We start from the raw sequence: 25,440 nt of genomic DNA, 5'->3' as shown, positions 1-25,440 counted from the left end.
TTTCTCCTTGCAATCAGTCCTTGACCAGGCCGCCGTCGACGACCAGGTTCTGCCCAGTGACGGCGCGCGCCCAGGGCGAGAGAAAAAACAGCACCGCGTCGGCAAACTCGGCCGGCGTGGTGACGCGGCGCAGCGGTGTGAGGCTGGCGATCAGGTCGAACACCGCCTCGGGCGTCGCGCGGCTCGCGTCGGTGGTGCGCAGCAGCCCGCCCGAGACCATGTTGACCGTCACGCCGTCCGGCCCCAGGTCCACCGCCGCGGTGCGCGTGAGCGACAGCAGCGCCGCCTTGGCCGCCGTGTAGTCGTGGTAGGGCACCACCGGGTTCTGGAACAGGTTGGTGCCCACGTTGACGATGCGCCCGAAGCCCTGCGCGCGCATGCCGGGCAGCGCGGCCTGCATGGTGTTGAGCGCGCCGCGGGCGGCGCCCTCGATCTGCTGGCTGAAGCGCTCCCAGGCGATGTCGCCCAGCTTGGGGCGCGCGTCGCCGTCGAACGAAAACTGCGCCAGCGCGTTGTTCACCACCGCACTGATCGGCGCGCCAGTGCGCTCGCGCGCGGCGGCAAACAGCTGCTGCACCGCCACCGCGTCGGTCACGTCGGCCTGCAGCGCAACGGCGCGCGGGCCCAGCTCCTCGGCCAGCGCCTGCGCGGCAGCGCCGCTCTGGTGGTAGTTGATGACCACGCCCGCGCCTTCGCGCGCCAGCGCCCGGGTGATGGATTCACCCAGGCCACGCGCGCCGCCCGTGATCAGCACCCATTGTTCGGACAGTTGCACGTGCGAATCCTCCTCTCGTCAGTTGTCCATGGCGCCGCGCGCGGTCCGCGACCGATGAAACCGGCGCACCCCAAACCAGGGCAGCCGCGCAAGGGCCGCCCCGCCGCGCTGGCTGCGTCCCCCTTCCCGGAGCGCGCAGCGCGTAGAGAGAAGGGGGAAGACGCAAAGCGTCTCAGGGGGTTGTTGTTTCATTTCGGCGGGCGGTGCAGCACGCACAGCTTGTTGCCCGCGGGGTCACGCAGATAGGCCAGGTACATCCGGCCCGCGCCCTCGCCGCGCCAGCCGGGCGGGTCTTCGCATGTCACGCCGCCCGCCGCCACGCCAGCGGCGTGGGCGGCATCGGCCTGTTCGGGCGACTCTGCCGCGAAGCCGGTGGTGCTGCCATTGCCGTGGCAGGCCGGCTCACCGTTGATGGGAGCGGTGATGGCAAAGGTGCTGCCCGCGTGGCGCCAGAAGGTGCGGTTCTTCGGGTCGGTGAAGCCGGGCTTGCAGCCCAGTGCGCCGAGAAGGGCGTCGTAGAACTGCCTGGATTGGTCGAGGTCGCTGGCTCCCAGCATCACGTGGCTGAACATGGTGTGTCGATCTCCTGAAAATGACGGCCGCCACGGCTGTGGCGGGTGTGCATATCGTAGTGGGCTGCGCGGCGCCACGCAGCGCGTCGGGCTGAAGCCAACCCGGCGCCCGGGATGAGCGCGGCAATGGGTGCAGCGACGGATGTGATGTGCGAGTGCGCCTCGCCGATCTCGGGTGCATAGACGTGCGAGAGCCAGTAGGGCCTGTTAACACTATCTTTGACGGATGCGTTGTGATCAAAAGGGCCACTCGCCAAGGCGCCAGCCTTGCCAAGATGCCACCCTTGGCAAGGCTGGCAACGCCGGCGATGGCCCTTTTGATCGCAACCCGAAGGGAACATACTTAAAATGGCGCCACTCTCCGTTGCGCTCCTTGCCCAGACACCCGGTCTGGGCTGCGTCGCACGTCTCGATTGACGCCGTTTTGAGTATGTTCGCACCGCCAAAAATAGCGTTAACAGGCCCTAGTTGGCCGTGACCTTGCCCGCCACGTTCAGGATCAGCCCGCCAAGCGAGTAGCCCTGGCTGGCCTTGGCGTTCACGCGCTAGTCGGCGCGCATCAGGCACTCGTTGATGGAGGACTCCGCATGCACCAGCGTCTGCCGGTCGGCACGCAGCAGCGCGTGGCGCTGGCAGTGGGCCATGTAGGCGCGCGCGGTCTGCAGGTGGTTGGCGGCGATCAGCGTCTGCCCCACCACATCCTGGATCTGCTCTATGGCTGGCGCCGCGCCGCGGATATGCGCCAGAGCAATGAACCGCATCGGGCAATTGGCAGGGCTGAGCATGTGTTCGCCATCTCCCCGGGCCACACATCGGCGCCGGGGAGGAGTTGAGGGAGCGGGCGCTGGATTGAACGCCATGCCTGTTCACCTCCTCTCCCCAGCCCTCCCAGCGAGGCGGGGAGAAACATCAGCGCCTGCATGTAGCAGCGGCCCGCCATGCCGCCGCCCAGAATGGCGAATTTCATCGGGAATCCGCCCTCGCGCCATGGCGGGGCTCATGCATGGCGTGCGCTCAGATGATGCGCGTCACGCCAGATGCGCCCCCAACACCCCCGCCAGCCCGAACATGCCGATGCGATCCTGCCCCAGCACGGCGCGCAGCTTGTCGTCGGCGACGATCTGGCGCTTGTCCTGGGGATCCTGCAGGTTGTGGGCGCGGATGTATTCCCACAGCTTCTTGACCGCCTCGGGGCGGGTGACCGGCGCGTCGCCGATCACCGCAGCCAATGCTGGGCTGGGTGTCTTGCCGGCGGCGGTGCTGGTCTTGCGCGCGGCCTTCTTGGCCGGGGCTTTTTTGGCGGCTGCGGTCGTTTTGGCAGCGGCGCCGGTCTTGGCCGCTGCAGTCTTGCGCGGCGGGTATTTGCTGTCGCGCTGCTCGAACTCGAAGTTCACCTTGCCGGCGTCCTTGTCCCAGGCCAGGAAGGCCTTGAACGCGCGGCGCGTGCGGTTGGAGATGAATTTGTCGAGCAGGTCGGTCTTGCCAGTGGCCAGCAGCTTTTCCATCTGCGCGCGCTCGATCGGCTGCTGCAGGATGATCTTGCCGCTCTTGAAGCTGCAGCTGGGCGTGGGATGCGCCGGCGTGGGCACGGCGCGGCTGCAGACGTAGTTGCTGCCGTGCTCGTGCACCTCGCTGCCGCACAGCGGGCAGGGGCCAAGGCTTGCGTCGGTGAACTCGGCCGGCGCGCTGCTGCCCTCCTCGGCCTTGTCGTCACCAAAGTCGAATTCGAGCTTGTAGCGGCCCGGCGCCTCGTCGTCGCGCACGATGGCGACCTCAGCGGTGAACGGCCAGCCGGCCTTGGAGCGAAAGCCCTCCAGCGGGCCGATGCGCTTGTCGCGCAGCAGCGCGTCGGCCTCGGCCGTCTCGAAGGTGCGCCCGGCGGGCGACTTGCCGAACGAGAAGCCGCAGCCCTCGCCGCCGTCCTTGCCGATGCAGGCGTACCTGCGGTAGTTCTCCTTGACCACGCCGCCGCAGTTGGGGCAGGGCGTGGCCAGCCGGGCGTAGTCGCCGGGGATGGTGTCGCGGTCGTATTCCTTGGCCTTCTTGACCATGCGCTCGGTCATGGCGGCGATCTGCTGCATGAAGCTGGCGCGCGGCAGCTCGCCGCGCTCCATCTGCGCCAGCTTGTATTCCCACTCGCCGGTCAGCTCTGCCTTGCACAGCTCGTTGACCTCCAGCCCGCGCAACAGCGTCATCAGCTGGAAGGCCTTGGCCGTGGGGATCAGCTCGCGGCCCTCGCGCAGCATGTATTTCTCGCTCAAGAGCCCTTCGATGATGGCCGCGCGCGTGGCCGGCGTGCCCAGGCCTTTTTCCTGCATCGCACTGCGCAGTTCCTCGTCGTCGATCTGCTTGCCGGCGCTCTCCATCGCGCCCAGCAGCGTGGCTTCGCTGTAGCGCGCCGGCGGCTTGGTTTTCAGGCCCTTGGGGTTGACCTGCTCGGCCAGCGGGTGCTCGCCCGGCTGCACGGCGACCAGCGGCTGGCCCTTGTCGCCGGCCTTGCCGTCCTCGGTCTCGCTGGCGGCCTCCTTGCCGTAGATGGCGAGCCAGCCGGGCTGGATCAGCACCTTGCCCTCGGTCTTGAAGGAATGCTGCTCGACCTTGGAGATGCGCGTGGTGATCTGGTATTCGGCACTCGGGAAGAACACCGCCATGAAGCGGCGCACGACCAGGTCGTAGAGCTTTTGCTCGGCCTCGCTCAAGCCGTGCGGCGCCTGCGTGGTGGGGATGATGGCGAAGTGGTCGCTCACCTTGCTGTTGTCGAACACGCGCCTGGTCGGCCGCACGTAGCTGTTGTCCAGCGCCTGGCGCGCGAACGGCGCCAGGTGGCCCATGCCGGAATTGGCCAGCATCTCGAAGGTCTGGCGCGTGGTGGGCAGGTAGTCCTCGGGCAACGCGCGCGAATCGGTCCGCGGGTAGGTCAGCGCCTTGTGGCGCTCGTACAGCGCCTGCGCCAGCGCCAGCGTGGTCTTGGCCGAGAAGCCGAACTTGCCGTTGGCTTCGCGCTGCAGGCTGGTCAGGTCGAACAGCAGCGGGCTGGCCTGGGTGCTGGGCTTGGCCTCCTCGGTGACGATGGCGGGCTTGCCGCGCACCGCGTCGGCGACCTGCTGCGCGGCCTGGGCGTTCCACAGGCGGTCGGCGCGCGCCTCGGGGTCGTCGCTCTTCTTGAACTGCGGGTCGAACCACTTGCCCAGGTAGTCGCCGGCCTGGGCGGCGAAGGTGCCGTGTATTTCCCAGTAGTCGCGGCTGACGAACTTGCGGATTTTCTCCTCGCGCTCGACGACGAGCGACAGCGTCGGCGTCTGCACCCGGCCGACGGTGGTCAGGAAGAAGCCGCCCCCCTGCGAGTTGAACGCCGTCATGGCGCGCGTGCCGTTGATGCCGACCAGCCAGTCGGCCTCGCTCCTGCTGCGCGCCGCGTCGGCCAGGCCCTGCATCTGCTGCTCGCTGCGCAGGTTGGCAAAGCCGTCGCGGATCGCCTGCGGCGTCATGCTCTGCAGCCACAGGCGGGTGATGGGCTTGCTCAAGGTGCCCTTGGCGCCGCCGGCGTACTGCTCGATCAGGCGAAAGATCAGCTCGCCCTCGCGCCCCGCGTCGCAGGCGTTTACCAGCGCGGTCACGTCCTTGCGCTTGGCCTGCTTGACGACCGCGTTCAGGCGGCTCTTGGTCTTGTCGACGGGCTTCAAGTCGAAGCGCGGCGGAATCACCGGCAGGTGGGCAAAGCTCCACTTGCCGCGCTTGACGTCGAATTCCTCGGGCGCCTGGATCTCGACGAGGTGGCCGACGGCGCTGGTGACGACGTAGCGCTCGTTCTCGAAATGATCCTCGAACTTGTCGAACTTGCCGGCAACCGGCGTGAGGGCGCGCACGATGTCTTGCGCGACCGAGGGTTTTTCTGCGATGACGAGTGTCTTGCTCATAGTGGGGCCAACGTGGCTTTTAGAATCAACGGCTTCGCGCGTACGCACGCGCACCGCCTATTTATAAAGTAGCAGAGTTTTGCCATGGCACGCAGCAAGCCCCCCACCCCTGCCCCGGGACGGCGCATTCAGGTGCGCCGCTCGGGCGTGCACGGCAAGGGCGTGTTTGCGCTGCAGCCCATCGCCGCGGGCGAGGTGGTGATCGAATACGTGGGCGAGATCATCAGCTGGGACGAGGCCCAGCGGCGCCACCCGCACGACCCCAGCCAGCCCAACCACACGTTCTACTTCCACGTCGACGAGGATCACGTGATCGACGCCAACGTGGGCGGCAACGCCGCGCGCTGGATCAACCATTCGTGCGAGCCCAACTGCTGGGCCGACGAGCAGGATGGGCGCATCTTCATCACCGCGCGGCGCGCGATTGCCGTGGGCGAGGAGCTGAACTACGACTACGGCCTGACCATAGACGAGCGCTACACGAAGAAACTCAAGGCCGAATACGCCTGCCACTGCGGCGCCGCCAGCTGCCGCGGCACGCTGCTGGCGCCCAAGCGCGGCTGGAGCCCGCCCGGCCCGCTGGAGGACGCATGAGCCAGCCGCCCCCCACACCCGCGATCACGCCGCTGTACTGGCCCGCCGAATCGCTGTGGCAACAGATCGAGCCGCTGCTACCCGGCTTTACCGTCGAGGTGCTGCCAACCATCGACTCGACCAACACCGAGCTGATGCGCCGCGCGCGTGCCGGCCGCATGGAGCCGACGCTGCTCATCGCCGAAGAGCAGACCGCCGGACGCGGGCGGCGCGGGCGGCCGTGGAGCAGCAGCGTGCTGTATGAGGGCACGGGCGCGCGCCCCTCGCTCACCGTGTCGCTGGGCCTGCCGCTGGCGCCGGCGGACTGGTCTGGCCTGTCGCTGGCCGTCGGCGTGAGCGTGGCAGAGAGCCTGCAGCCGCAGCTGCCGCCGGCAGGCAGCGGCGCGCCGCGCATCCTGCTGAAATGGCCCAACGACCTGTGGCTGGAGGGCGACCGCAAGCTCGGCGGCATCCTGGTGGAGACCGCGTCGTTCGGCCACACCACGCCCGAGACGCCGCGCTACGTGATCGTCGGTATCGGCCTGAACGTGCTGCCGGTACTGGCCGAAGGGCTGTCCACGCCGCCCGCCTGCCTGCGCGAGGTCGACCGCGGCCTGAACGCCGCGCGCGCGCTGGAGCGCATCGCGCTGCCGCTGGTGCAGTCGCTGCTGGGCTTTGCCGCCCACGGTTTTGCGCCGTTCCAGCCGCGCTTTGCCCGGCGCGACGTGCTCGCCGGGCGCGCCGTCACGCTCAGCGACGGCCAGCACGGCATGGCCCACGGCGTGGGCGACGATGGCGCGCTGCTGGTGCATACCAGCACAGGCATGCGAGCCATCACCAGCGCCGACGTCAGCGTGCGCCCGCAGCAGGCGGGTTGAGCAATGCTGCGCGCGCTCGTACTCGCCCTGTTGCTGGCCAACGCCGGCTACTACGCCTGGACGCTGGGCGCGATGCGCGCCTGGGGACTGGCGCCCACCAGCGATACCGAACCCCAGCGCCTGCAGCAGCAGCTACACCCCGAGCAGCTGCGCCTGCTGGACGATGCGCCCCAGGCCGCGGCCGCTGGCACGACTGCGGCACCCAAGCCGGCCGATCCGACGCCCGGTGACGCACCAACCAATGGCCAGCCACTGCCCGACGCGGCACCAACCAGCCCGCTGGCCGAGCCCGCGCCTGCCACCGTCGTCGCCGATGCCGGCACCTGCCTGCAGGCCAGCGGCCTGGACGAGGCGCAGGCCGCCGCGGTACGCCAGGCGCTGGCGGCCTGGCCGCCCGGGAGCTGGCAACTGGACGACGCAGTCACCCCAGAGCGCTGGATGGTCTACATCGGCCGCCTGGCCGACGAGGACGCGCTGGCGCGCAAGCGCGCCGAGCTGCGCGGCCTGAAGGTGGACGTCGACCGCCCGGGCAGCACCTGGGAGCCCGGCTTGTCGCTGGGACGCTACGGCAGCGAGCAGGCGGCGCAGCGCGCACTGCAGCAGCTGGCCGGCCAGGGCGTGCGCGGCGCCCGCGTGCTGCGCGAACGCGCCACGCAAACCCGCAGCACGCTGCGCCTTCCGGCCCCTGCCGCAGGCGCGCAGCGCCCCGCGCTGGAGCCGGTGCAACAGGCCCTGGCCGGCCAGCCGCTGCGCGCCTGCGACTGAAATCCATCGCGGCGAGGGCGCCGCTCCCACGGAATGCACCATGGATTGCGCCGTTGTGGGAGCGGCGCCCTCGCCGCGATCGGCCCGCCCAAAAACAAAAACCCTGGCGGCGGCTGCCGTCAGGGTTGATCGCCAATGCCTGCGGGCGCTGCCGCAGGCCAGGGCCGACAGGCTTATTGCGCCTGGTTCTTCGCCGGCTCGCCGGCCAGCATGCTGGTGTCGCCGCCCAGCTTGCGCACCTCGGCCAGGTAGGCCGGGCCGCTGCGCAGGCGCTGGTATTCGGCCACGTTGCGCTCATAGCTCATGTCGGTGATCTCAAGGCCGTCCAGGCCGGCACGGCGCCACAGGTTGAGCTCGGCCACGACTTCGGCGCGCGACTTGCCCTGGGCCTGCTGGGTGATGGGTGCAACCAGCTGATCCTGAGCGGGCGTGGTTTGTGCGGTAGCGGCAGTGGCAGCGAATGCGGTGGCAACGGCGAACAGGGTTGCGAGGGTACGGGTGTTTTTCATGATCGATTTCCTTCAACAAACAGGGTGAATCCGGGATGAACCTGCGGTTTGGCTGTAGTGCCTGGCTGCAGGGCTTGGACGCAAGTGTCGCCCGACACCCTCTGACCTGTCTGTGCGTTTTCACACGTTTTTCGAATACTCGATCACGTTGTCAATCAGGAAAATCCCGGAATTCACCTGCATGCAGCACACGGATTGCGCGCGCCACTGCGCCAGCGGCACCTACAGCGCCGGCAGGTCGGTGACCGCGAAGCGCAGGATGAAGCGCGCTCCGGGCATGGCCGCGCCCGGGCGCGCGTCTTCGACGATGAGCTCGGCGCCGTGCTGGCGGGCGATCTCGCGCACGATGGGCAGGCCCAGGCCCGAGCCGTCGGCGCCGGTGCCAAGCGCGCGGTAGAAGGGCTGGAAGATCAGCTCGCGCTCGCTTTCGGGCACGCCCGGGCCAGAGTCCTCGACCTGTACCAGCACGACGCGGGCGAACGGATCGGCCAGCACGCGCGCGGTGACCACGCCGGGCTGCTCGACGCTGGACGGCGTGTAGTTGATTGCGTTGTCGACCAGGTTGCGCACCAGCTCCTTGAGCAGCGTGCTGTTGCCCATCACGCTGACCCCGGGCGCGCGCGGCTGGGCGCCGTCGTAGCCCAGGTCGATGTGTTTTTCCATCGCATGCGGCACGCTGCCCTCGACCACCTCGATCACCAGGCCGGCCAGGTCAACGCGCTCGCGCGGCACCGCTGCGTTGCCGCCGCCCTCGGCGCGCGCCAGCGCCAGCAGCTGGTTGACGGTGTGCGTGGCGCGCACCGACGAGCGCTCGATCTGCTGCAGCGACTGCTTGAGCTCGGCCGTGCTGGTGCCCTCGCGCTGCGCCAGGTCGGCCTGCATGCGAAGGCCCGCCAGTGGCGTCTTGAGTTGGTGGGCGGCGTCGGCCAGAAAGCGCTTTTGCGTGGCCATCGACTCCTGCAGGCGGCGCAGCAGGTCGTTGACCGAGTCGACCAGCGGCGCCACCTCCATCGGCACGGCGGTGGCGTCCAGCGGCGACAGGTCGTCGGGCTTGCGTGCGCGGATGCGCTCTTCGAGCTGGTGCAGCGGCTTGATGCCGCGCACCAGCGCCAGCCACACCAGCAGCACCGCCAGCGGAAGGATGACGAACTGCGGCAGCATCACGCCCTTGATGATCTCGGTGGCCAGCACGCTGCGCTTGGCGCGCGTCTCGGCCACCTGCACCAGCGCGGCGGGCGCGCCGTCGAGCGGCAGGCGCACCCAGATGTAGGCCACGCGCAGGTCGATGCCGCGCAGCTCAACGTCGCGCAGGCGCACCTCGCCCGAAAACGGCAGCTCATCGGCGGGCGGGCGCGGCAGGTCGCGCTCGCCCGACAAGAGCCGCCCCGAGGGCGACAGCACCTGGTAGTAGACGATGTCGGAGTCGTCGGCGCGCAGGATCTCGCTGGCCGGCTGCGGCAGGTTGAAGTGCGCGCGCCCGCCCTGCACCGTGACCAGCTGCGCCAGCGCGTGGGCGTTGTATTCGAGCGCGCGGTCGAACGGCTTGTTGGCCAGGCCCTGGGCGACGATCCAGGTCAGCGCCAGGCTGATGGGCCACAGCAGCAGCAGCGGCGTGAGCATCCAGTCCAGGATCTCGCCGAACAGGGAGCGCTGCTCGCGGTGAAAGAACTTCATGGGCGGGGTGCTGCTGCGCTCGGCCAGTCACGCGCGGCGGCGCTGGCACCCGTGGGGCTGGGCGCGCGGCGCATGCGGTTCAGCCGGGAATCTTTTCCAGGCAATAGCCCAGGCCGCGCACCGTGGCGATGCGGATCGGCCCGCGCTCTATCTTCTTGCGCAGGCGGTGGATGTAGACCTCGATGGCGTTGTTGCTCACCTCCTCGCCCCACTCGCACAGGCGCTCGACGAGCTGCTCCTTGCTGACCAGGCGGCCGGCGCGCTGCAACAGCACCTCAAGCAGCCCCAGCTCGCGCGCGGACAGCTCGACCAGCTTGCCGTCGATGGTGGCCACGCGCCCGGCCTGGTCGTAGACCAGCGGGCCGTGCTTGATCATCGCGCTGGTGCTGCCCATGCCGCGGCGCGTGAGCGCACGCACGCGCGCCTCCAGCTCCTGCAGCGAGAACGGCTTGGCCATGTAGTCGTCGGCGCCGTAGTCCAGCCCCTTGACCCGCTCGTCCACGCTGTCGGCCGCCGTCAGGATCAGCACCGGCAGCGCCGACCCGCGCCCGCGCAGGCGCTTCAAGACCTCCAGCCCGTGCATCTTGGGCAGGCCCAGGTCGAGGATGAGCAGGTCGAATTCGTTGTTGGTCATCAGGGCGGCGTCGGCCTCGGTGCCGCTGGACACCTGGTCGACCACCGCGCCCGATCCGCGCAGCGAGCGCAACAGCCCATCGGCCAGCACTTGGTCGTCTTCAGCAATCAAGATGCGCATATCACTTCTCCTCGGCGCCCCGGCGGCCCGGCATGGTCAGGTGATTCTAGAAGCTGGCGCGCCCTGCCCTGGCGGATCCGGCAGGCCGGCGGCATAGGCTTCCAGCCCCAGCGCGACGACGGTGGCCACGTCCTGGCCCACCTCGGCGCGAAACTCCGCCTGCGCCTGCGCGACCGCGCGCTCGAACGCCTGCAGCCAATCGAGCCCCAGCGGCGTGAAGCACACGCGCCGCGCGCGCGCGTCCAGCCGATCGACCTGGCGCGTGACCAGGCCCCAGGCCTCGCACTGCACGACGAGGTCGTGCATGGCCTGGCGCGTCATGCCGGCGCGCTGCGCCAGCGCTGCAATGCGCTCGCCGCGCAGTGGCAGGTGGCGGGTGATGTGGACGATGGCCGCGCCCACCTGCTCGCGCGCGGCCAGGTTGGACAGCGCCAGCGGCGCCTCGCAGCTGGCGGCCATCAGCTGCAATACGCGCGCGTCGAACCGGCGCAGCGCATGGCCCAGCAGCCAGCCCAGGTGCGCCTGGCGCCAGCGGTCGTCGGGTGCGGTAGACAAATCCATCGCATTATTGTCAGGCAAACTGACTATTTATAGGATGTTTTACCGGAAAGTCTCGCCTAAACTACTGTTCATGTACACAGCCTGTAAATCATCACAGGCACACCCAATCACCATCACCGGGAGCTTTCCATGGACGCCACCACCAAGGGCAATACCGCCGCCCAAAGCGAAAAAGCCAAGGCCTTGCAGGCCGCACTCGCGCAGATCGAGAAACAGTTCGGCAAGGGCACGATCATGCGCCTGGGCGAGGGCGAGGCCATCGACGACATCCAGGTCGTCTCCACCGGCTCGCTGGGTCTGGACGTGGCGCTGGGCGTGGGCGGCCTGCCGCGCGGGCGCGTGATCGAGATCTACGGCCCCGAATCCTCGGGCAAGACCACGCTGACGCTGCAGGTCATTGCCGAGATGCAGAAACAGGGCGGCACCTGCGCCTTCGTCGACGCCGAGCACGCGCTGGACGTGCAGTACGCCAGCAAGCTGGGCGTGCAGCTGTCCGACCTGCTGATCAGCCAGCCCGACACCGGCGAGCAGGCGCTGGAGATCGTCGACTCGCTGGTGCGCTCGGGCGCGGTCGACCTGATCGTCGTCGACTCGGTCGCCGCGCTCACGCCCAAGGCCGAGATCGAGGGCGAGATGGGCGACTCGCTGCCCGGCCTGCAGGCGCGATTGATGAGCCAGGCGCTGCGCAAGCTCACCGCCACGATCAAGAAGACCAACTGCATGGTCATCTTCATCAACCAGATCCGCATGAAGATCGGCGTGATGTTCGGCAGCCCCGAGACCACCACCGGCGGCAACGCGCTGAAGTTCTACGCCTCGGTGCGCCTGGACATCCGCCGCATCGGCACCATCAAGAAGGGCGACGAGGCCATTGGCAACGAGACCCGCGTCAAGGTGGTCAAGAACAAGGTCAGCCCACCATTCAAGCAGGCCGAGTTCGACATCCTCTACGGCACGGGCATCTCGCGCCTGGGCGAGATCATCGACATGGGCGTGAACGCCCGCATCCTGGAGAAAAGCGGCGCCTGGTATTCGTACAACGGCGAGAAGATCGGCCAGGGCCGCGACAACGCCCGCGAATTCCTGCGCGAGAACCAGGGCCTGGCGTACGAGATCGAGAACAAGGTGCGCGACAGCCTGGGCGTGGCGCCGCTGCCACCGATGGCCGCCGCCCCCGTGATCGCGCCCGCGGCCGACGCCCCGAGCGAGGCCAAGCCGGCGCGCGGCAAGAAGGAAGCCGAGCAGTAATTGCGCTCCGATGGCATTCGCCCCGCTCTCGCTGAAGGGCCGCGCACTGCGCCTGCTGTCGCAACGCGAGCACTCGCGCAGCGAGCTCGAAGCCAAGCTGCAACGCCACGTGCAGGAGGGCGACGACTTGGCTGCACTGCTCGACGACCTGCAGGCCAAGGACTTCATCAACGCGCAGCGCGTGGCCGACTCGGTCGTCCACCGCCGCGCGCCGCGCCTGGGCACGCAGCGCGTGCTGCAGGAACTGCGGCGCAAGGGCCTGGACGAAGACCTGGTGCGCAGCGCCGCCGTGCAGCTGGCCGCCAGCGAGCTGGAGCGCGCCACCGCCGTGTGGCGCCAGCGCTTTGGCAGTGCACCCCCGCCGGGCACGCCCCAGGAGCGTGCGCGCCAGATGCGCTTTCTCGCCGCGCGCGGGTTCTCCGGCGACGTGGTGCGGCGGGTGGTGCGGGCGGGGCCGGGGGAGGATGAGGCTTGACGGTGGTCGCCGCGACCGGCCGGCAGCATTGGCTGGCATCGCTGCGGGGGCGCTGGTTTTTATTGTTGCTTTGATTGTTGAGGTGGCTGGCCGGGTCTCGCCCCGGCGAGCGAGGCACTTTTCTTTGCTTCGCCAAAGAAAAGTACCCAAAAGAAAGGCGACCCTGCTGTACGCGTCCCCTTCGCTGCGCTACGGGGCAACCTGCGATGCTCGATCACGGGGCGCGCCGTGGAACTCGCTACGCGCTGACGCGCTTCGCTCAAACAGCCACGGCAAGTCAGACCACGAAGGCTGGCGTCCTGCGGCGCCAGCCCGCCCCGCGCTCTGCGCTTCTCGGCACGTACAGAAGGGGGTGGGCACGGGCCATCGCTGCGCTCGGCCCCTTCGGGCGCAGGCGCTATGCGCCGCGCAATGTTGGGCCGAGCGCAGCGATGGCCCGTATTCGGCTTTCCCCCTTGAGGCTGCGCCTGGGGCGGGCGGTTTGTGCGGTGGCAGGTGTGCCGCAGGACACACCTGCATCGTCATCTGACTTGCCGTGGCTGTCTGAGCGCAGCGCCGGGGCCGCAGACTTGGGGTCGTCTTTTCTTTGCTTACTTTCTTTTGGCGAAGCAAAAGAAAGTGAGGCGCCCGCCGGGGCGAAACCCGGCCAGCCACATCCAAACCACCCCACCCAAACTACCAATAAACCCGCCCCACCCGCTTCACATTGCACAACAGCTCGTAAGCAATCGTCCCCGCCGCCGCCGCAACGTCGTTGACGCTCACCTGCCGCCCCCACAGCTCGACCTGCGAGCCCGGCCCCGCCTCGGGCAGATCGGTCAGGTCGACGGTCAGCATGTCCATCGCCACCCGACCAATGATGCGGCTGGCGCACCCACCAACAGCCACCGGCGTGCCCGTGTGCGCGGTACGTGGATAGCCGTCGGCATAGCCCATGGCCACCAGGCCGACGCGTGTGGGACGGTCGGCGACGAAGCTGCCGCCGTAGCCCAGGGCCTCGCCCGCGGGGATCCAGCGCTCGGCAAAGACCTCGCTGGTGAGTTGCATGACCGGCTGCAGCACGTCGGACGGCGTGCCGCGCGGGTCGGCGCCGTAGAGCATGATGCCGGGCCGTGCCCAATCCTGGTGCGCACCCTTCCAGCACAGCACGCCGGCTGAGTTGGCCACGCTGCGCGGCCCGGGCAGGCCATGCGTTGCAGCCTCGAAGACGGCCAGCTGCCTTTCCGTTGCCAGGTTGTCGGGCTCGTCGGCCGAGGCCAGGTGGGTCATGAGCGTGGTGCTGGCCACCTGCTCGCAGTCGGCCAGGCGCTGCCAGAACGGCCGGGTCTGATCGGGAGCGATGCCGGCACGGTGCATGCCGGTGTCGATCTTGAGCCAGGCATGCACCGCAGTCCCGCCGCGCAGCGATTCGAGCATGCGCAGCTGCTCCTCCTGGTGCACCACCAGCCACAGGCCGTGCTGGCGAGCAAGCTCCACGTCTCCTATGTCGAAGGCGCCTTCGAGCACCAGGATGGGCTGCTCGCGGATGCCCGCCTCGCGCAGCTCCAGCGCCTCTTGCGCGAAGGCCACGGCAAAGGCGTCGGCCACGCCAGCCAGGGCCCGGGCGCATTGCACCGCCCCGTGGCCGTAGGCGTTGGCCTTGAGCGTGGCTGCCGCCCGGCCGCCGTGCACGGCCTTGGCGTGGGCGTAGTTGGCGCGCAGCGCGGCCAGGTCAAAGGTCGCCTGGGCCGGGCGGCTCATGCGACTTTGCCGGCGGCGTGGCGCACAGGCAGCGCCGGGGCGCTGCGCAGGTAGCGGTCGACCGACAGGCCGTCGGTGGATATCTCTGTCTTGCGGCCTGTGACGATGTCGGCCAGCAGCCGGCCCGAGCCGCAGGCCATGGTCCAGCCCAGCGTGCCGTGGCCGGTGTTCAGGAACAAATTCTTGTGCGGTGTGCGGCCGACGATGGGCGTGCTGTCGGGCGTCATCGGGCGCAGGCCGGTCCAGAATTCGGCGCGCGCCAGGTCGCCGCCGGGGAAGAGCTGGTTGGTGACCATCTCCAGCGTCTTGCGGCGCTGCGGGCGCAGCGTCTTGTCGAAGCCGGCCAGCTCGGCCATGCCGCCGACGCGGATGCGGCTATCAAAGCGCGTCAGCGCAATCTTGTAGGTCTCGTCGAGCACCGTGGAGACGGGCGCGAGCGCCTCGTCCCGGATCGGGATGGTGAGCGAGTAGCCCTTGACCGGGTAGACCGGAATGTCCAGCCCAGTCGACAGCAACAGCTGGCGCGAGTAGCTGCCCATGGCCAGCACGTAGCGGTCGGCCTTGACCACCTCGCGCTCGGGCGTGGCCAGCTGCACGCCGCTGACCGCGCCCTGGCCGTCGAACAGCAGCCAGTCGACGCTGGTGTTGAAGCGGAACTTCACGCCCAGCTCCTGCGCCATGCGCGCCAGCGCGTTGGTGAACTTGTAGCAGTCGCCGGTCTCGTCCTGCGGCAGGCGCAGGCCGCCGGCAATCGGGGCGCTGGCACACGCCAGCGCGGGCTCGGCCTGGCACACGCCTTCTCGGTCGAGCAGTTCGTAGTCGATGCCGCATTCCTTGAGCACGTCGATGTCGCGCTGGGCCTGATCCACTTGGCTTTGCGAGCGAAACAGCTGCAGCGTGCCGGCCTGGCGCCCTTCATATTCGATACCGGTGTCAGCGCGCAACTGGGCTATGCAATGGCTGCTGTAGTTGGACAAGCGCAGCATGCGCTCCTTGTTGACCGCATAGCGCTCGGCCGAGCAGTTGCGCAGCATCTGCACCATCCAGCGCAACTGGAACAGCGTGCCATCGGGACGGATGGCCAGCGGCGCGTGTTTCTCGAACATCCACTTGAGCGCCTTGGTCGGGATGCCGGGCGCGCCCCAGGGCGTCGAGTAGCCGAACGAGACCTGGCCCGCATTGGCAAAGCTGGTGTCGAGCGCCGGGCCGTCCTGGCGGTCGATCACGGTGACTTCGGCGCCCGCGCGGGCGAGGTAGTAGGCGGTGGTCACGCCGATAACGCCAGAACCCAATACGACAACTTTCACGACCTGTCTCCGTTATGAGGTTGATGGTCGTGACTTTAGGGATTTCCACGCGGATCTTTTGCTGAAATCAAGCACTTGCACGGCAATAATTGCTGCACATCTTTGAAAACACGGGTTTTGCCAGCAATGTTTGAACTCGACACGATAGATCGGCGCATTCTGGCGCTGCTGCAGCAGGACGGACGCCTGACCATGACCGAGCTGGGCGAGCGCGTGGGCCTGTCCACCTCGCCATGCTCGCAACGCGTCAAGCGCCTGGAGGCGCAGGGCGTGATCATGGGCTACCACGCGCGCGTCAACCCACAGGCTCTGGGCAAGAAGATGCTGGTGTTCGTCGAGATCACGCTGGCCGAGAAGTCCGAGCAGATCTTCAAGAAGGTGCGCGACGAATTGCAGAACATGCCCGAGGTGCTGGAATGCCATTTGATCTCGGGCAGCTTCGACTACCTGGTCAAGGCGCGGCTGGCGGGCATGTCGGAGTACCGCGCGCTGCTGGGCACCATCCTGCAGCGCATGCCCGTGCCGGCGCAGTCCAACAGCTACGTGGCGATCGAGGAAGTCAAGGAAAGCTTCACGCTGGCCACCGACGCGCGGCGCTGATCACAGGCGTTCGAGCAGCCCCTGCACGATGTGGTCGGCATAGGGGCGCGCCACCTCGCGCACGAAGTGCGAAAAGTCCACGTGCGCGCTGTCGTCGGCGCGGTCGGAGATGGTGCGCACCGCGGCAAACGGCAGGCCGTAGTCGCGGCAGACCTGGGCGACGGCCGCGCCCTCCATCTCGACGGCCAGCACCGCATGGCCCGCGCCGGTGAGCGCGCTGCACAGCGCATCCGACTCGGCCGAGGTGCTGACGAAGCGATCACCGCTGACGACCAGCCCCGCATGCGCCCGCGCCGCATGGCGGTGTGCCACGCCGGGCGCTGCCGCGGGCACGTAGCCGGCGCCCGGCTGCGCCAGATAAGCCTGCGCCGCGTCCTGCAGCGCCGCGCTCAGGCGAGCGTCGCAGGCCATCACCGCGGTGCCATAGCCCGGCAGCTCCCAGCGCGGGAAGATGGGCGAGGCGTCCATGTCGTGCTGTAGATAGCTGCGCGCCACCACCACGTCACCCACCTGCACGCCTGCGCCCAGGCCGCCGGCAACGCCGGTGAAGACCAGCTGGCGCGCGCCAAAGCGCTCGGCCAGCAGCGTGGCCGTCGTCGCCGCGGCCACCTTGCCGATGCCCGACAGCGCCAGCACCACCGCGTGGCCGTGCAGCCGGCCGCGCCAGAACTGGCGGCCGGCATGCGTCGTGCATTCGGGTGCGTGCAGGGCCTGCACCAGGCTGCCCTGCTCTTCGGGCAAGGCGCTCAAGATGGCAATCGTCATGGCTTCGGATAGGTGTGCGCCGGCGCGGCAGGCGAGAAAAAGCCGGGATTATCCCGGCTGCTGATGAACGCTTGCGCAGCGCCGCTTATTTGCGGTCGCGCAGTTCGCGCCGCAGTATCTTGCCCACCGGCGTCTTGGGCAGGTCGGTGCGGAACTCGATGACCTTGGGCCGCTTGTAGCCGGTAAGGTTGTCGTGGCAAAAAGCCTTGACCTGCTCCTCGGTCAGATTCGGATCCTTCTTGACGATGACGAGCTTGACCGCCTCGCCGGTTTTCTCGTCCGGAATGCCGACGACCGCGCATTCAAGCACGCCGGGCATCAGCGCGATCACGTCCTCGACCTCGTTGGGATAGACGTTGAAGCCGCTGACCAGCACCATGTCCTTCTTGCGGTCGACCACCTTGAAGTAGCCGCGCGCATCCACCACGCCGATGTCGCCAGTACGAAAGTAACCGTCGGCCGTCATGACCTTGGCAGTCTCGTCCGGGCGCTGCCAGTAGCCGGCCATGACCTGCGGGCCCTTGATCGCGATCTCGCCGGGCTGGCCGCTGGCCGAGATGTCGTTGCCCTCCTCGTCGACGATGCGCATCCAGGTGCTGGGCAGCGGCACGCCGATGGTGCCCGAAAACTCGGTCGCTGTGACCGGGTTGCAGCTGACCGAGGGGCTGGTCTCCGACAGGCCGTAGCCCTCGCAGATCGGGCAGCCGGTCTTGTCCAGCCACAGCTTGGCAACGGCCGCCTGCACCGCCATGCCGCCGCCGACCGATACCTTCAGGTGGCTCCAGTCCACGGTGTTGAAGTCGGGATGATTGGCCAGACCGTTGAACAGCGTGTTGACCGCCGGGAAGCTGTGAAAGCGGTGCTTGGCCAGCTCCTTGAGCGTGGCCGCCAGGTCGCGCGGATTGGGAATCAGAATGGTTTTGCCGCCGGTGCGCATCGACAACATCATGTTCACCGTGAACGCGAAGATGTGGTACAGCGGCAGCGCACATACGGCCGTGGGCTGCTCGCCGGCCGGCAGCTTCTGCATGGCCGGCTCGTTCCAGGCCTCGGACTGCAGCACGTTGGCAATGATGTTGCGATGCAGCAGCACCGCACCCTTGGAGACGCCGGTCGTGCCGCCGGTGTATTGCAGCAACGCAACGTCGTCGGGCTGCAGCGTCGGCGCGGTGAAGCTGGCCCCGGCGCCCTTGGCCAGCGCGTCGTTGAAATGCACCGCCTGCGGCAGCGAGAACGGCGGCACCAGCTTCTTGACGTGGCGCACGACGTAATTGACCAGCGTGCCCTTGAGCGTGCCCAACAGGTCGCCCATGGCGCACAGCACCACGTGCTGAACCTGCGTATTGGCAATGCAGGCCTGCAGTGTCGCGGCAAAGTTCTCGATGATGACGATGGCCTTGGCGCCCGAGTCCTTGAGCTGGTGCTCCAGCTCGCGCGGCGTGTACAGCGGGTTGACGTTGACGACGACGAAGCCCGCGCGCAGCACCGCAGCCACGGCCACCGGGTATTGCGGCACGTTGGGCATCATCAGCGCCACGCGGTCGCCGCGCGCGAGGCCCAGGCTTTGCAGGTAGGCGGCGAACTGCCGGCTGAGCGCATCGGTCTGGCCGTAGCTGACGTCCTTGCCCATGAAGCTGTACGCCGTGCGGTCTGCGTACTCGGTGAAGGCCTGCTCCATCAGCTGCACCAGCGATTGGTATTGCGTCGGGTCGATGTCGGCAGGCACGCCCTGGGGGTAGGCGGCGAGCCAGGGGCGATCGGTCATTGCTGCCTCCTGTCGTATGGATCGAACGAACGACGACCGTGCCGAAAATTTTGGCACGGTCGTGCTTTTTTACGTAACAGATTATGCCCTGTTACGTGTCACGCCTTCAATGCGACCAGAACCTCGTCGAGCATCTTCTTGGCGTCGCCGAACAGCATGCGGTTGTTCTCCTTGTAGAACAACGGGTTGTCCACGCCGGCGTAGCCCGAGGCCATCGAGCGCTTCATCACGATGGAGTGGCGCGCCTTCCACACTTCGAGCACCGGCATGCCGGCAATCGGGCTTTCCGGGTCTTCCAGCGCGCTGGGGTTGACGATGTCGTTGGCGCCAATGACCATGGCCACGTCGGCGTCGGGGAACTCCTCGTTGATCTCGTCCATCTCCATCACGATGTCGTAGGGCACCTTGGCCTCGGCCAGCAGCACGTTCATGTGGCCCGGCATGCGCCCGGCCACCGGGTGGATCGCGAAGTGCACCTCGACGCCCTTGTCGCGCAGCGTCTGGGTGATCTCGTAGACCGTGTGCTGCGCCTGCGCCACGGCCATGCCGTAGCCGGGCACGATGATGACGCGCTTGGCCTCGCGCAGCAGCTCGGCGGTCTCTGCCGCGCTCACCGGCACCACCTCGCCCTGGGGCTCGGCGGCGTCGCCCTTCTTGGCCGCTGCACCGCCACCCGAGCCAAAGCCGCCGGCGATCACGCTGATGAAGTTGCGATTCATCGCGTTGCACATGATGTAGGACAAGATGGCGCCGCTGGAGCCCACCAGCGCGCCGGTGACGATCAGCAGGTCGTTGCTGAGCATGAAGCCCGTGGCCGCCGCCGCCCAGCCCGAGTAGCTGTTGAGCATGGAGATCACCACCGGCATGTCTGCGCCGCCGATGGCCATGATCATGTGGATGCCCAGCAGCACGGCGATCACCGTCATGATGAGCAGCGGCGTCATGCCGGCCTGCACGTCGGGCGCAGCAAGGAACTGCCGGCCAAACCAGACCATCGCCAGCAACGCCACCAGGTTGATCCAGTGGCGCGCGGGCAGCAGCACGGGCTTGCCGCCGATCTTGCCCGAGAGCTTGCCAAACGCGATGACCGAGCCCGAGAAGGTGTATGCGCCGATCAGGATGCCGAGGTAGATCTCCACCTCGTGAATGGTCTTCTCTGCCCCCTCGAACTGGAGCGAGGTGTCGACATAGCTGGCAAAGCCCACGATACAGGCCGCCAGGCCGACCAGGCTGTGCATCAGCGCGATCAGCTCGGGCATTTGCGTCATCTTGACGATGCGCGCGGCCCACAGGCCGATGCCGCCGCCGATCACCAGCGCACCGATGATCCAGGCGTAGCCCTCGGCGCCGACGCGCGGGCCGAACACGGTGGCCAGCACGGCAATCGCCATGCCGATCATGCCCAGCAGGTTGCCGCGGCGCGCGGTTTCGGGGTTGGAGAGCCCTCCCAGGCTCAGGATGAAGAGGATGGCCGCTCCCAGGTAGGCCACCGACACAAGACTTGGGGACATGGTTGTTCTTGCCTCTCGTGCTTATTTGCGGAACATCGCCAGCATGCGGCGCGTGACGGCAAAGCCGCCGAACATGTTGATGCCGGTGAGCACCAGGGCGGCAAAGGCCAGCCACAGAATCAGCCCGTCGGGGCGCCCGCTGGCACCCGTATCGGGCGGCGCGATCTGCACCAGCGCGCCGATGGCGATGATGCTGGAGATGGCGTTGGTGACGCTCATCAGCGGCGTGTGCAGCGACGGCGTGACGTTCCACACCACCATGTAGCCGATGAAGCAGGCCAGCACGAACACCGTGAAGTGCCCCAGGAAGGCCTCGGGCGCGTAGACGCCAATGGCCCAGAACAGCACTGCGAGCACCGCAAAGACGATGGTCAGCGCCTTGGCCGACATCGGCTCGCCTGGCCCGTGGGCGGACTTCTTCTCGGCCACCGGCGCGGCGGCCGCCTTGGGCGCGGGTGCGGGCGGCGCCTTGAGCGGCGGCGCTGGCCAGGTGATGACGCCGTCCCGGGTGACGGTCAGCCCGCGGATCGCGTCGTCCTCCATGTTGACCACGGCTATGCCGTCCTTGGCCTTGCACAGCTCTTCCGTCAGGCGCAGCAGGTTGTTGGCGTACAGCGTGGACGACTGCTTGGCCAGGCGCGACGGCAGGTCGGTGTAGCCGATGATGGTCACGCCGTGGCGCACCACGGCCTCGCCCGGCACCGTGAGCTCGCAGTTGCCACCCTGCTCGGCGGCCATGTCGACGATGACGCTGCCCGGCTTCATGCTCTGCACCATCTCGGCGGTGATGAGCTTGGGTGCGGGCTTGCCCGGGATCAGCGCCGTCGTGATGATGATGTCCGCATCCTTGGCCTGGCTTGCGTACATCTGACGCTGCGCGGCCTGGAAGCCCTCACTCATGACCTTGGCGTAGCCGCCGCCGCCCGAGCCGTCCTCCTCGTAGTCGACCTTGACGAACTCGCCGCCCAGCGACTTGACCTGGTCGGCCACCTCGGCGCGCGTGTCGTTGGCGCGCACGATGGCGCCCAGGTTGGCCGCCGTGCCGATGGCGGCCAGCCCCGCGACGCCCGCGCCGGCGATGAACACCTTGGCTGGCGGCACCTTGCCCGCGGCGGTGATCTGGCCATTGAAGTAGCGCCCGAACGCGTTGGCCGCCTCGATCACCGCGCGGTAGCCCGACACGCCGGCGGTGGAGGTGAGGGCGTCCATCTTCTGCGCGCGGCTCAGCGTGCGCGGCAGGCAGTCGATGGCCAGCACGGTAGCGCGCTTGGCGGTCAGCTGCGCCATCAGCTCGGGGTTTTGCGCCGGCCAGACGAAGCCGATCAGCGTGCCACCCTCGCGCATCAGCGCGACCTCGTCACTGCTGGGCGGGCGCACCTTGAGCACGATGTCGCTGGCGGTCCACAGCGCGGCCGCGTCGGGAAGCACCTCGGCGCCTGCGGCGCGGTAGGCGTCGTCGCTGAAGTTGGCGCCGTCACCGGCGCCCGCCTCGACGGCCACGGAAAAGCCGAGCTTGATGAGTTTTTCCACTACGTCGGGCACGGTGGCGACGCGCTTTTCTCCCGGGAATATCTCCCGGGGCACGCCGATGCGCTGCCCCACTGGCACGGGGTTGGTCTGCATGGATCGCTCCTTTGAGTTTTGAATTCTTTCCCCCGGCCTGCCCGGCCCGGGTGCCCAAGGACTGAACCCATGCTCCTGCCCCTGTTTCGGCAATCTGACCAAGAGCTTACATGAAGAAGCCGCTTTGCCCTTTCGCCTGAACGAGGGTTGACAGCCGCCAAAACAAAAAAAACAACGCTGCGTCACAGCGGCGAAGCGCGCCGCCCGGCCGGCGCATCCAACGTGGGGCACAGCTCAAAAAAACGGCAGCCCGCAGGCTGCCGTCGATGCGCATGCCAACTGGACGTCAGAGGCCGAGAATAAATTGGCCGTGCCCGAGAGGCGCGCCAAAACGCACCCAACCGAGGCTGAGTGCTGCGGCTCCAGCACGAAGAAGGTCAGCCTCTGGCTGGCCTGCGCCCTGCAAGGGCAAAACGCAGCCATAGCGCGGGCTATGGCGAGTATTCGCAACGATGAGTGGGGGCGTTTTGGTGTGCAAAGCGGGCATGGGGAATTTCGTCTCGGCCTCTCAGTTCACGACCTGCTTGAGCGCACCGGCCGCGTACTGGCGCGCCATCTCGTCGAGCGTGTGGCCCTTGATCTTGGCGCCCTGGCCCTCGCAGCCGAACTCCAGGTAGCGCGCCTTGCAGATCGCCTTGGCAGCTTCGCGCGCGGGCTTCATCCATTCGCGCATGTCGAACTTGTCGGGGTTCTCGGCGTGGAACTTGCGCACCGCGCCGGTCATGGCCATGCGAATGTCGGTGTCGATGTTGATCTTGCGCACGCCGTGCTTGATCGCTTCCTGGATCTCCTTGACCGGCACGCCGTAGGTCTGCTTCATCTTGCCACCGTACTGGTTGATGATGGCCAGCAGGTCCTGCGGCACGCTGGAGCTGCCGTGCATCACCAGGTGGGTGTTGGGCAGGCGGGCGTGGATTTCCTTGACGCGCTGGATCGACAGCACGTCGCCGGTGGGCGGGCGGGTGAACTTGTAGGCGCCATGGCTGGTGCCGATGGCAATCGCCAGCGCGTCGAGCTGCGTCGCCTGCACGAACTGCGCCGCCTCCTCGGGGTCGGTCAGCATCTGCGCGTGGCTGAGCTTGCCGACGGCACCGATGCCGTCTTCCTCGCCTGCCTCGCCCGTCTCCAGGCTGCCCAGGCAGCCTAGCTCGCCCTCGACGGTGACGCCGACCTTGTGCGCCATCGCCACCACCTGGCGCGTGACGTCCACGTTGTAGTCGAAATCGGACGGAGTCTTCCCGTCCTCGCGAAGCGAGCCGTCCATCATCACCGAGCCAAAGCCCAGCGCGATCGCGCCCTCGCACACCTTGGGGCTGGTGCCGTGGTCCTGGTGCATGACCAGCGGAATGTGCGGGTAGGCCTCGCAGGCGGCGGTGATCAGGTATTTGATGAAGCTCTCACCCGCGTATTTGCGCGCGCCGGCGCTCGCCTGCAGGATGACGGGGGCGCCCACCTCGTCGGCGGCGGCCATCACGGCCTGCACCTGCTCCAGGTTGTTGACGTTGAAGGCGGGGATGCCATAGCCGTTGTCGGCGGCGTGGTCGAGCAATTCGCGCATCGAGACGAGAGGCATGATCCAGAGTCCTGTCAGAAGGGTTGCAGAAGAACGGTCGCGCCGCAGACGCTGTAACCGCTTGGTAACCCGCTGATTCTACCCAGCCGCCACGACGTCGCCCACGCCATCACGGCGCCGGGTCGGGGGCATATCGGGCCGAAACCAGCACCGTGAGGGTTGCCCGCCTCGCCATTTCGCGGGCGCGCCGGCCGGCCCAGCGCCAGGAGGCTGTCGGACTTGGAGCGTCGAAAGCAAGAATCGGCCCCAGCGAGCACAGTTTTTGCCGGATTTGCAGCCCAATAGCCGAGCTATTGGGCAAAAAGACGGTAAAAAATGAGCCGCTGCGGTCGATTTGCAGCCGACGATTTCCAAGTCCGACAGGCTCCTAGGCCACGCGGCAGATCTTGAGCATGTTGGTGCCGCCGGGCTGGCCCATGGGCTCGCCGCAGGTGATGGCGTACAGGTCGCCCGAATGCACGATGCCCAGCTCCAGCAGGTGGCGCTCGGCCTGCGCCAGCGCGGTGTCGCGGTCGGCGCTGGTGTCCATCAGCAGGGGCCGCACGTTGCGGTACAGCGCCATCCGGCGCTGCGTGCTCACGCGCGGCGTGAGCGCGTAGATGGGAATGTGGATGCGGTAGCGGCTCATCCACAGCGCGGTCGAGCCGCTGTCGGTCATCGCGACGATGGCCTTGGCGCCCAGATGATGGGCGGTGAACAGTGCGCCCATGGCGATCGACTGGTCGATGCTGCCCAGCGTCTGGCCGCTCAGGTCGGTGTCGCGCTCGGGGTCTTCGGCGGCCTCGGCGGCGGCGCAGATCTTGGCCATCTCCTCGACCGTCTCCAGCGGGTATTTGCCGGCGGCAGTCTCGGCGCTGAGCATCACCGCGTCGGTGCCGTCGAGCACCGCGTTGGCCACGTCGCTGACCTCGGCGCGCGTGGGCACCGGGTTGGTGATCATGCTCTCCATCATCTGCGTGGCGGTGATGACCACCTTGTCCATCTCGCGCGCCTTGCGGATCATCTTTTTCTGCAGCGCCGGCACCGCCGCGTTGCCCACCTCGACGGCCAGATCGCCGCGCGCGACCATGATGCCGTCGCAGGCACGCAAAATTTCCTCCAGGTGCGGCACCGCTTCGGCGCGCTCCATCTTGGCGATCAGCCCCGGCTTGTGGCGCCACTGCGCACCGGCCACGTTGCACAGCTGGCGCGCCATCTCCATGTCGGTGGCGTTCTTGGGGAAGCTCACCGCCACGTAGTCGGCCTGAAAGCCCATGGCGGTCTTGATGTCCTCCATGTCCTTGGCGGTAAGCGCCGGCGCCGTCAACCCCCCGCCCTGCTTGTTGATGCCCTTGTTGTTGGACAGCTCGCCGCCCACGCGCACCGTGGTGTGCACCGCCTCGCCGCGCACCGCCTGCACCTGCAGCACGATCAGGCCGTCGTTGAGCAGCAGCATGTCGCCCGCCTTCACGTCGTGGGGCAGCTCCTTGTAATCGAGGCCGACGCCATCCTCGTCCCCCTCGGCCTCGCGCGAGGCGTCGAGCACGAAGCCCTGGCCCGCGCGCAGCATGACGCGCCCCTGAGCAAAGCGGCCGACACGGATCTTGGGACCCTGCAGGTCGGCCATGATGGCCACCTCGCGCCCCACGCGCTGCGCTGCCTCGCGCACCAGTTGGGCACGCTGCACGTGGTCGGCGGCGCTGCCGTGGCTGAAGTTCAGGCGCACGACATTCACCCCGGTGGCGATCATGCGTTCGAGCAGCGCAGGGTCGCTGGACGCGGGCCCCAGCGTGGCAACGATCTTGGTGGCTCGGCGAATCTGCAGCGGCATGGCAAGGCGTCCATCAATGAAAAAGCCATTGTGCACATGTTCGGC

At 67.9% G+C, this 25,440-nt stretch carries 21 protein-coding genes and 1 pseudogene; 6 read left to right on the top strand and 16 right to left on the bottom strand.

All coding sequences use genetic code 11. From position 1 onward, the window contains the following. Positions 1–13: 13 nt before the first annotated feature. From ABD767_RS03060 to ABD767_RS03045, 4 genes and pseudogenes are all read right to left on the bottom strand, one after another. Complete coding sequence (locus ABD767_RS03060) at positions 14–775, bottom strand: 3-oxoacyl-ACP reductase (RefSeq protein ID WP_103044580.1); 762 nt, start codon at positions 773–775, stop codon at positions 14–16. 188 nt (positions 776–963) lie between these two features. Then, the gene (locus ABD767_RS03055) at positions 964–1,347 is read right to left on the bottom strand and encodes a VOC family protein (RefSeq protein WP_103044579.1); all 384 of its coding nucleotides are present in this window, start codon (positions 1,345–1,347) and stop codon (positions 964–966) included. Positions 1,348–1,814: 467 nt separating this feature from the next. Then, positions 1,815–2,078 (bottom strand): annotated as a pseudogene (locus ABD767_RS03050) (ribonucleoside triphosphate reductase); the annotation flags it as partial. A 297-nt stretch (positions 2,079–2,375) separates the two neighbouring features. Further along, positions 2,376–5,264, bottom strand: a complete 2,889-nt coding sequence (locus ABD767_RS03045; protein WP_344868137.1) for a DNA topoisomerase III — start codon at positions 5,262–5,264, stop codon at positions 2,376–2,378. Positions 5,265–5,348: 84 nt separating this feature from the next. Between ABD767_RS03045 and ABD767_RS03040 the strand changes: the two genes are divergently transcribed. The 3 genes from ABD767_RS03040 to ABD767_RS03030 are packed head-to-tail and all read left to right on the top strand — an operon-like array spanning position 5,349 to position 7,480. Then, positions 5,349–5,858, top strand: a complete 510-nt coding sequence (locus tag ABD767_RS03040) for an SET domain-containing protein-lysine N-methyltransferase (protein WP_103045607.1) — start codon at positions 5,349–5,351, stop codon at positions 5,856–5,858. Further along, positions 5,855–6,715, top strand: coding sequence for a biotin--[acetyl-CoA-carboxylase] ligase (locus tag ABD767_RS03035; protein WP_103045606.1), 861 nt, complete (start codon positions 5,855–5,857; stop codon positions 6,713–6,715). The genes ABD767_RS03040 and ABD767_RS03035 overlap by 4 nt, the downstream gene beginning before the upstream one ends. A gap of 3 nt (positions 6,716–6,718) precedes the next feature. Then, positions 6,719–7,480, top strand: coding sequence for an SPOR domain-containing protein (locus tag ABD767_RS03030; RefSeq protein WP_103045605.1), 762 nt, complete (start codon positions 6,719–6,721; stop codon positions 7,478–7,480). Positions 7,481–7,653: 173 nt separating this feature from the next. Here the strand turns inward: ABD767_RS03030 and ABD767_RS03025 are convergent, their stop codons facing one another. From ABD767_RS03025 to ABD767_RS03010, 4 genes are all read right to left on the bottom strand, one after another. Further along, a complete protein-coding gene (locus ABD767_RS03025) occupies positions 7,654–7,989 on the bottom strand; it encodes a DUF4148 domain-containing protein (RefSeq protein WP_103045604.1) in 336 nt (111 codons plus the stop codon). A gap of 222 nt (positions 7,990–8,211) precedes the next feature. Beyond that, complete coding sequence (locus tag ABD767_RS03020) at positions 8,212–9,663, bottom strand: sensor histidine kinase N-terminal domain-containing protein (RefSeq protein ID WP_103045603.1); 1,452 nt, start codon at positions 9,661–9,663, stop codon at positions 8,212–8,214. Positions 9,664–9,742: 79 nt separating this feature from the next. Beyond that, positions 9,743–10,417, bottom strand: a complete 675-nt coding sequence (locus ABD767_RS03015) for a response regulator (protein ID WP_103045602.1) — start codon at positions 10,415–10,417, stop codon at positions 9,743–9,745. 36 nt (positions 10,418–10,453) lie between these two features. Then, positions 10,454–10,978 (bottom strand): MarR family transcriptional regulator, encoded by a 525-nt coding sequence (locus tag ABD767_RS03010; RefSeq protein ID WP_103045601.1) that lies wholly within the window; start codon positions 10,976–10,978, stop codon positions 10,454–10,456. A 129-nt stretch (positions 10,979–11,107) separates the two neighbouring features. Between ABD767_RS03010 and recA the strand changes: the two genes are divergently transcribed. After that, positions 11,108–12,226 carry a recombinase RecA gene (gene recA, locus ABD767_RS03005; RefSeq protein ID WP_103045600.1) on the top strand — a complete coding sequence of 373 codons (1,119 nt, stop codon included), beginning with the start codon at positions 11,108–11,110 and terminating at the stop codon, positions 12,224–12,226. Between the two features lie 10 nt (positions 12,227–12,236). Further along, a complete protein-coding gene (recX, locus tag ABD767_RS03000) occupies positions 12,237–12,701 on the top strand; it encodes a recombination regulator RecX (RefSeq protein WP_103045599.1) in 465 nt (154 codons plus the stop codon). Between the two features lie 675 nt (positions 12,702–13,376). On the opposite strand, the gene alr is transcribed toward recX, so the two are convergent. Continuing rightward, complete coding sequence (gene alr, locus ABD767_RS02995; RefSeq protein ID WP_103045597.1) at positions 13,377–14,441, bottom strand: alanine racemase; 1,065 nt, start codon at positions 14,439–14,441, stop codon at positions 13,377–13,379. Then, positions 14,438–15,748, bottom strand: a complete 1,311-nt coding sequence (locus tag ABD767_RS02990; protein ID WP_103045596.1) for a D-amino acid dehydrogenase — start codon at positions 15,746–15,748, stop codon at positions 14,438–14,440. Before ABD767_RS02990 ends, alr begins: the two co-directional genes overlap by 4 nt. A gap of 126 nt (positions 15,749–15,874) precedes the next feature. On the opposite strand from ABD767_RS02990, the gene ABD767_RS02985 reads away from it, so the two are divergent. Beyond that, positions 15,875–16,348, top strand: coding sequence for a winged helix-turn-helix transcriptional regulator (locus ABD767_RS02985; RefSeq protein WP_103045595.1), 474 nt, complete (start codon positions 15,875–15,877; stop codon positions 16,346–16,348). On the opposite strand, the gene ABD767_RS02980 is transcribed toward ABD767_RS02985, so the two are convergent. From ABD767_RS02980 to pyk, 6 genes are all read right to left on the bottom strand, one after another. Continuing rightward, the gene (locus ABD767_RS02980) at positions 16,349–17,113 is read right to left on the bottom strand and encodes a 5'-methylthioadenosine/adenosylhomocysteine nucleosidase (RefSeq protein WP_103045594.1); all 765 of its coding nucleotides are present in this window, start codon (positions 17,111–17,113) and stop codon (positions 16,349–16,351) included. Positions 17,114–17,198: 85 nt separating this feature from the next. Further along, the gene (locus tag ABD767_RS02975) at positions 17,199–18,878 is read right to left on the bottom strand and encodes a long-chain-fatty-acid--CoA ligase (RefSeq protein WP_103045593.1); all 1,680 of its coding nucleotides are present in this window, start codon (positions 18,876–18,878) and stop codon (positions 17,199–17,201) included. Positions 18,879–18,976: 98 nt separating this feature from the next. Continuing rightward, the gene (pntB, locus tag ABD767_RS02970; protein WP_103045592.1) at positions 18,977–20,389 is read right to left on the bottom strand and encodes a Re/Si-specific NAD(P)(+) transhydrogenase subunit beta; all 1,413 of its coding nucleotides are present in this window, start codon (positions 20,387–20,389) and stop codon (positions 18,977–18,979) included. A gap of 21 nt (positions 20,390–20,410) precedes the next feature. Beyond that, a complete protein-coding gene (locus tag ABD767_RS02965) occupies positions 20,411–22,012 on the bottom strand; it encodes a Re/Si-specific NAD(P)(+) transhydrogenase subunit alpha (RefSeq protein WP_103045591.1) in 1,602 nt (533 codons plus the stop codon). Positions 22,013–22,520: 508 nt separating this feature from the next. After that, on the bottom strand, positions 22,521–23,585 hold the full coding sequence (gene fba, locus ABD767_RS02960; protein WP_344868125.1) for a class II fructose-bisphosphate aldolase: 1,065 nt from the start codon (positions 23,583–23,585) through the stop codon (positions 22,521–22,523). Positions 23,586–23,952: 367 nt separating this feature from the next. Next, positions 23,953–25,389, bottom strand: a complete 1,437-nt coding sequence (gene pyk, locus ABD767_RS02955; RefSeq protein WP_103044229.1) for a pyruvate kinase — start codon at positions 25,387–25,389, stop codon at positions 23,953–23,955. Between the last annotated feature and the right edge of the window lie 51 nt (positions 25,390–25,440).

This window comes from Comamonas faecalis (genome assembly GCF_039538025.1).
In the GTDB taxonomy this organism is placed as follows: domain Bacteria; phylum Pseudomonadota; class Gammaproteobacteria; order Burkholderiales; family Burkholderiaceae_C; genus Comamonas_C; species Comamonas_C faecalis.
The sequence above is the reverse complement of the archived record's forward strand: the minus strand, read 5'-3'. Positions and strand labels throughout refer to the sequence as shown.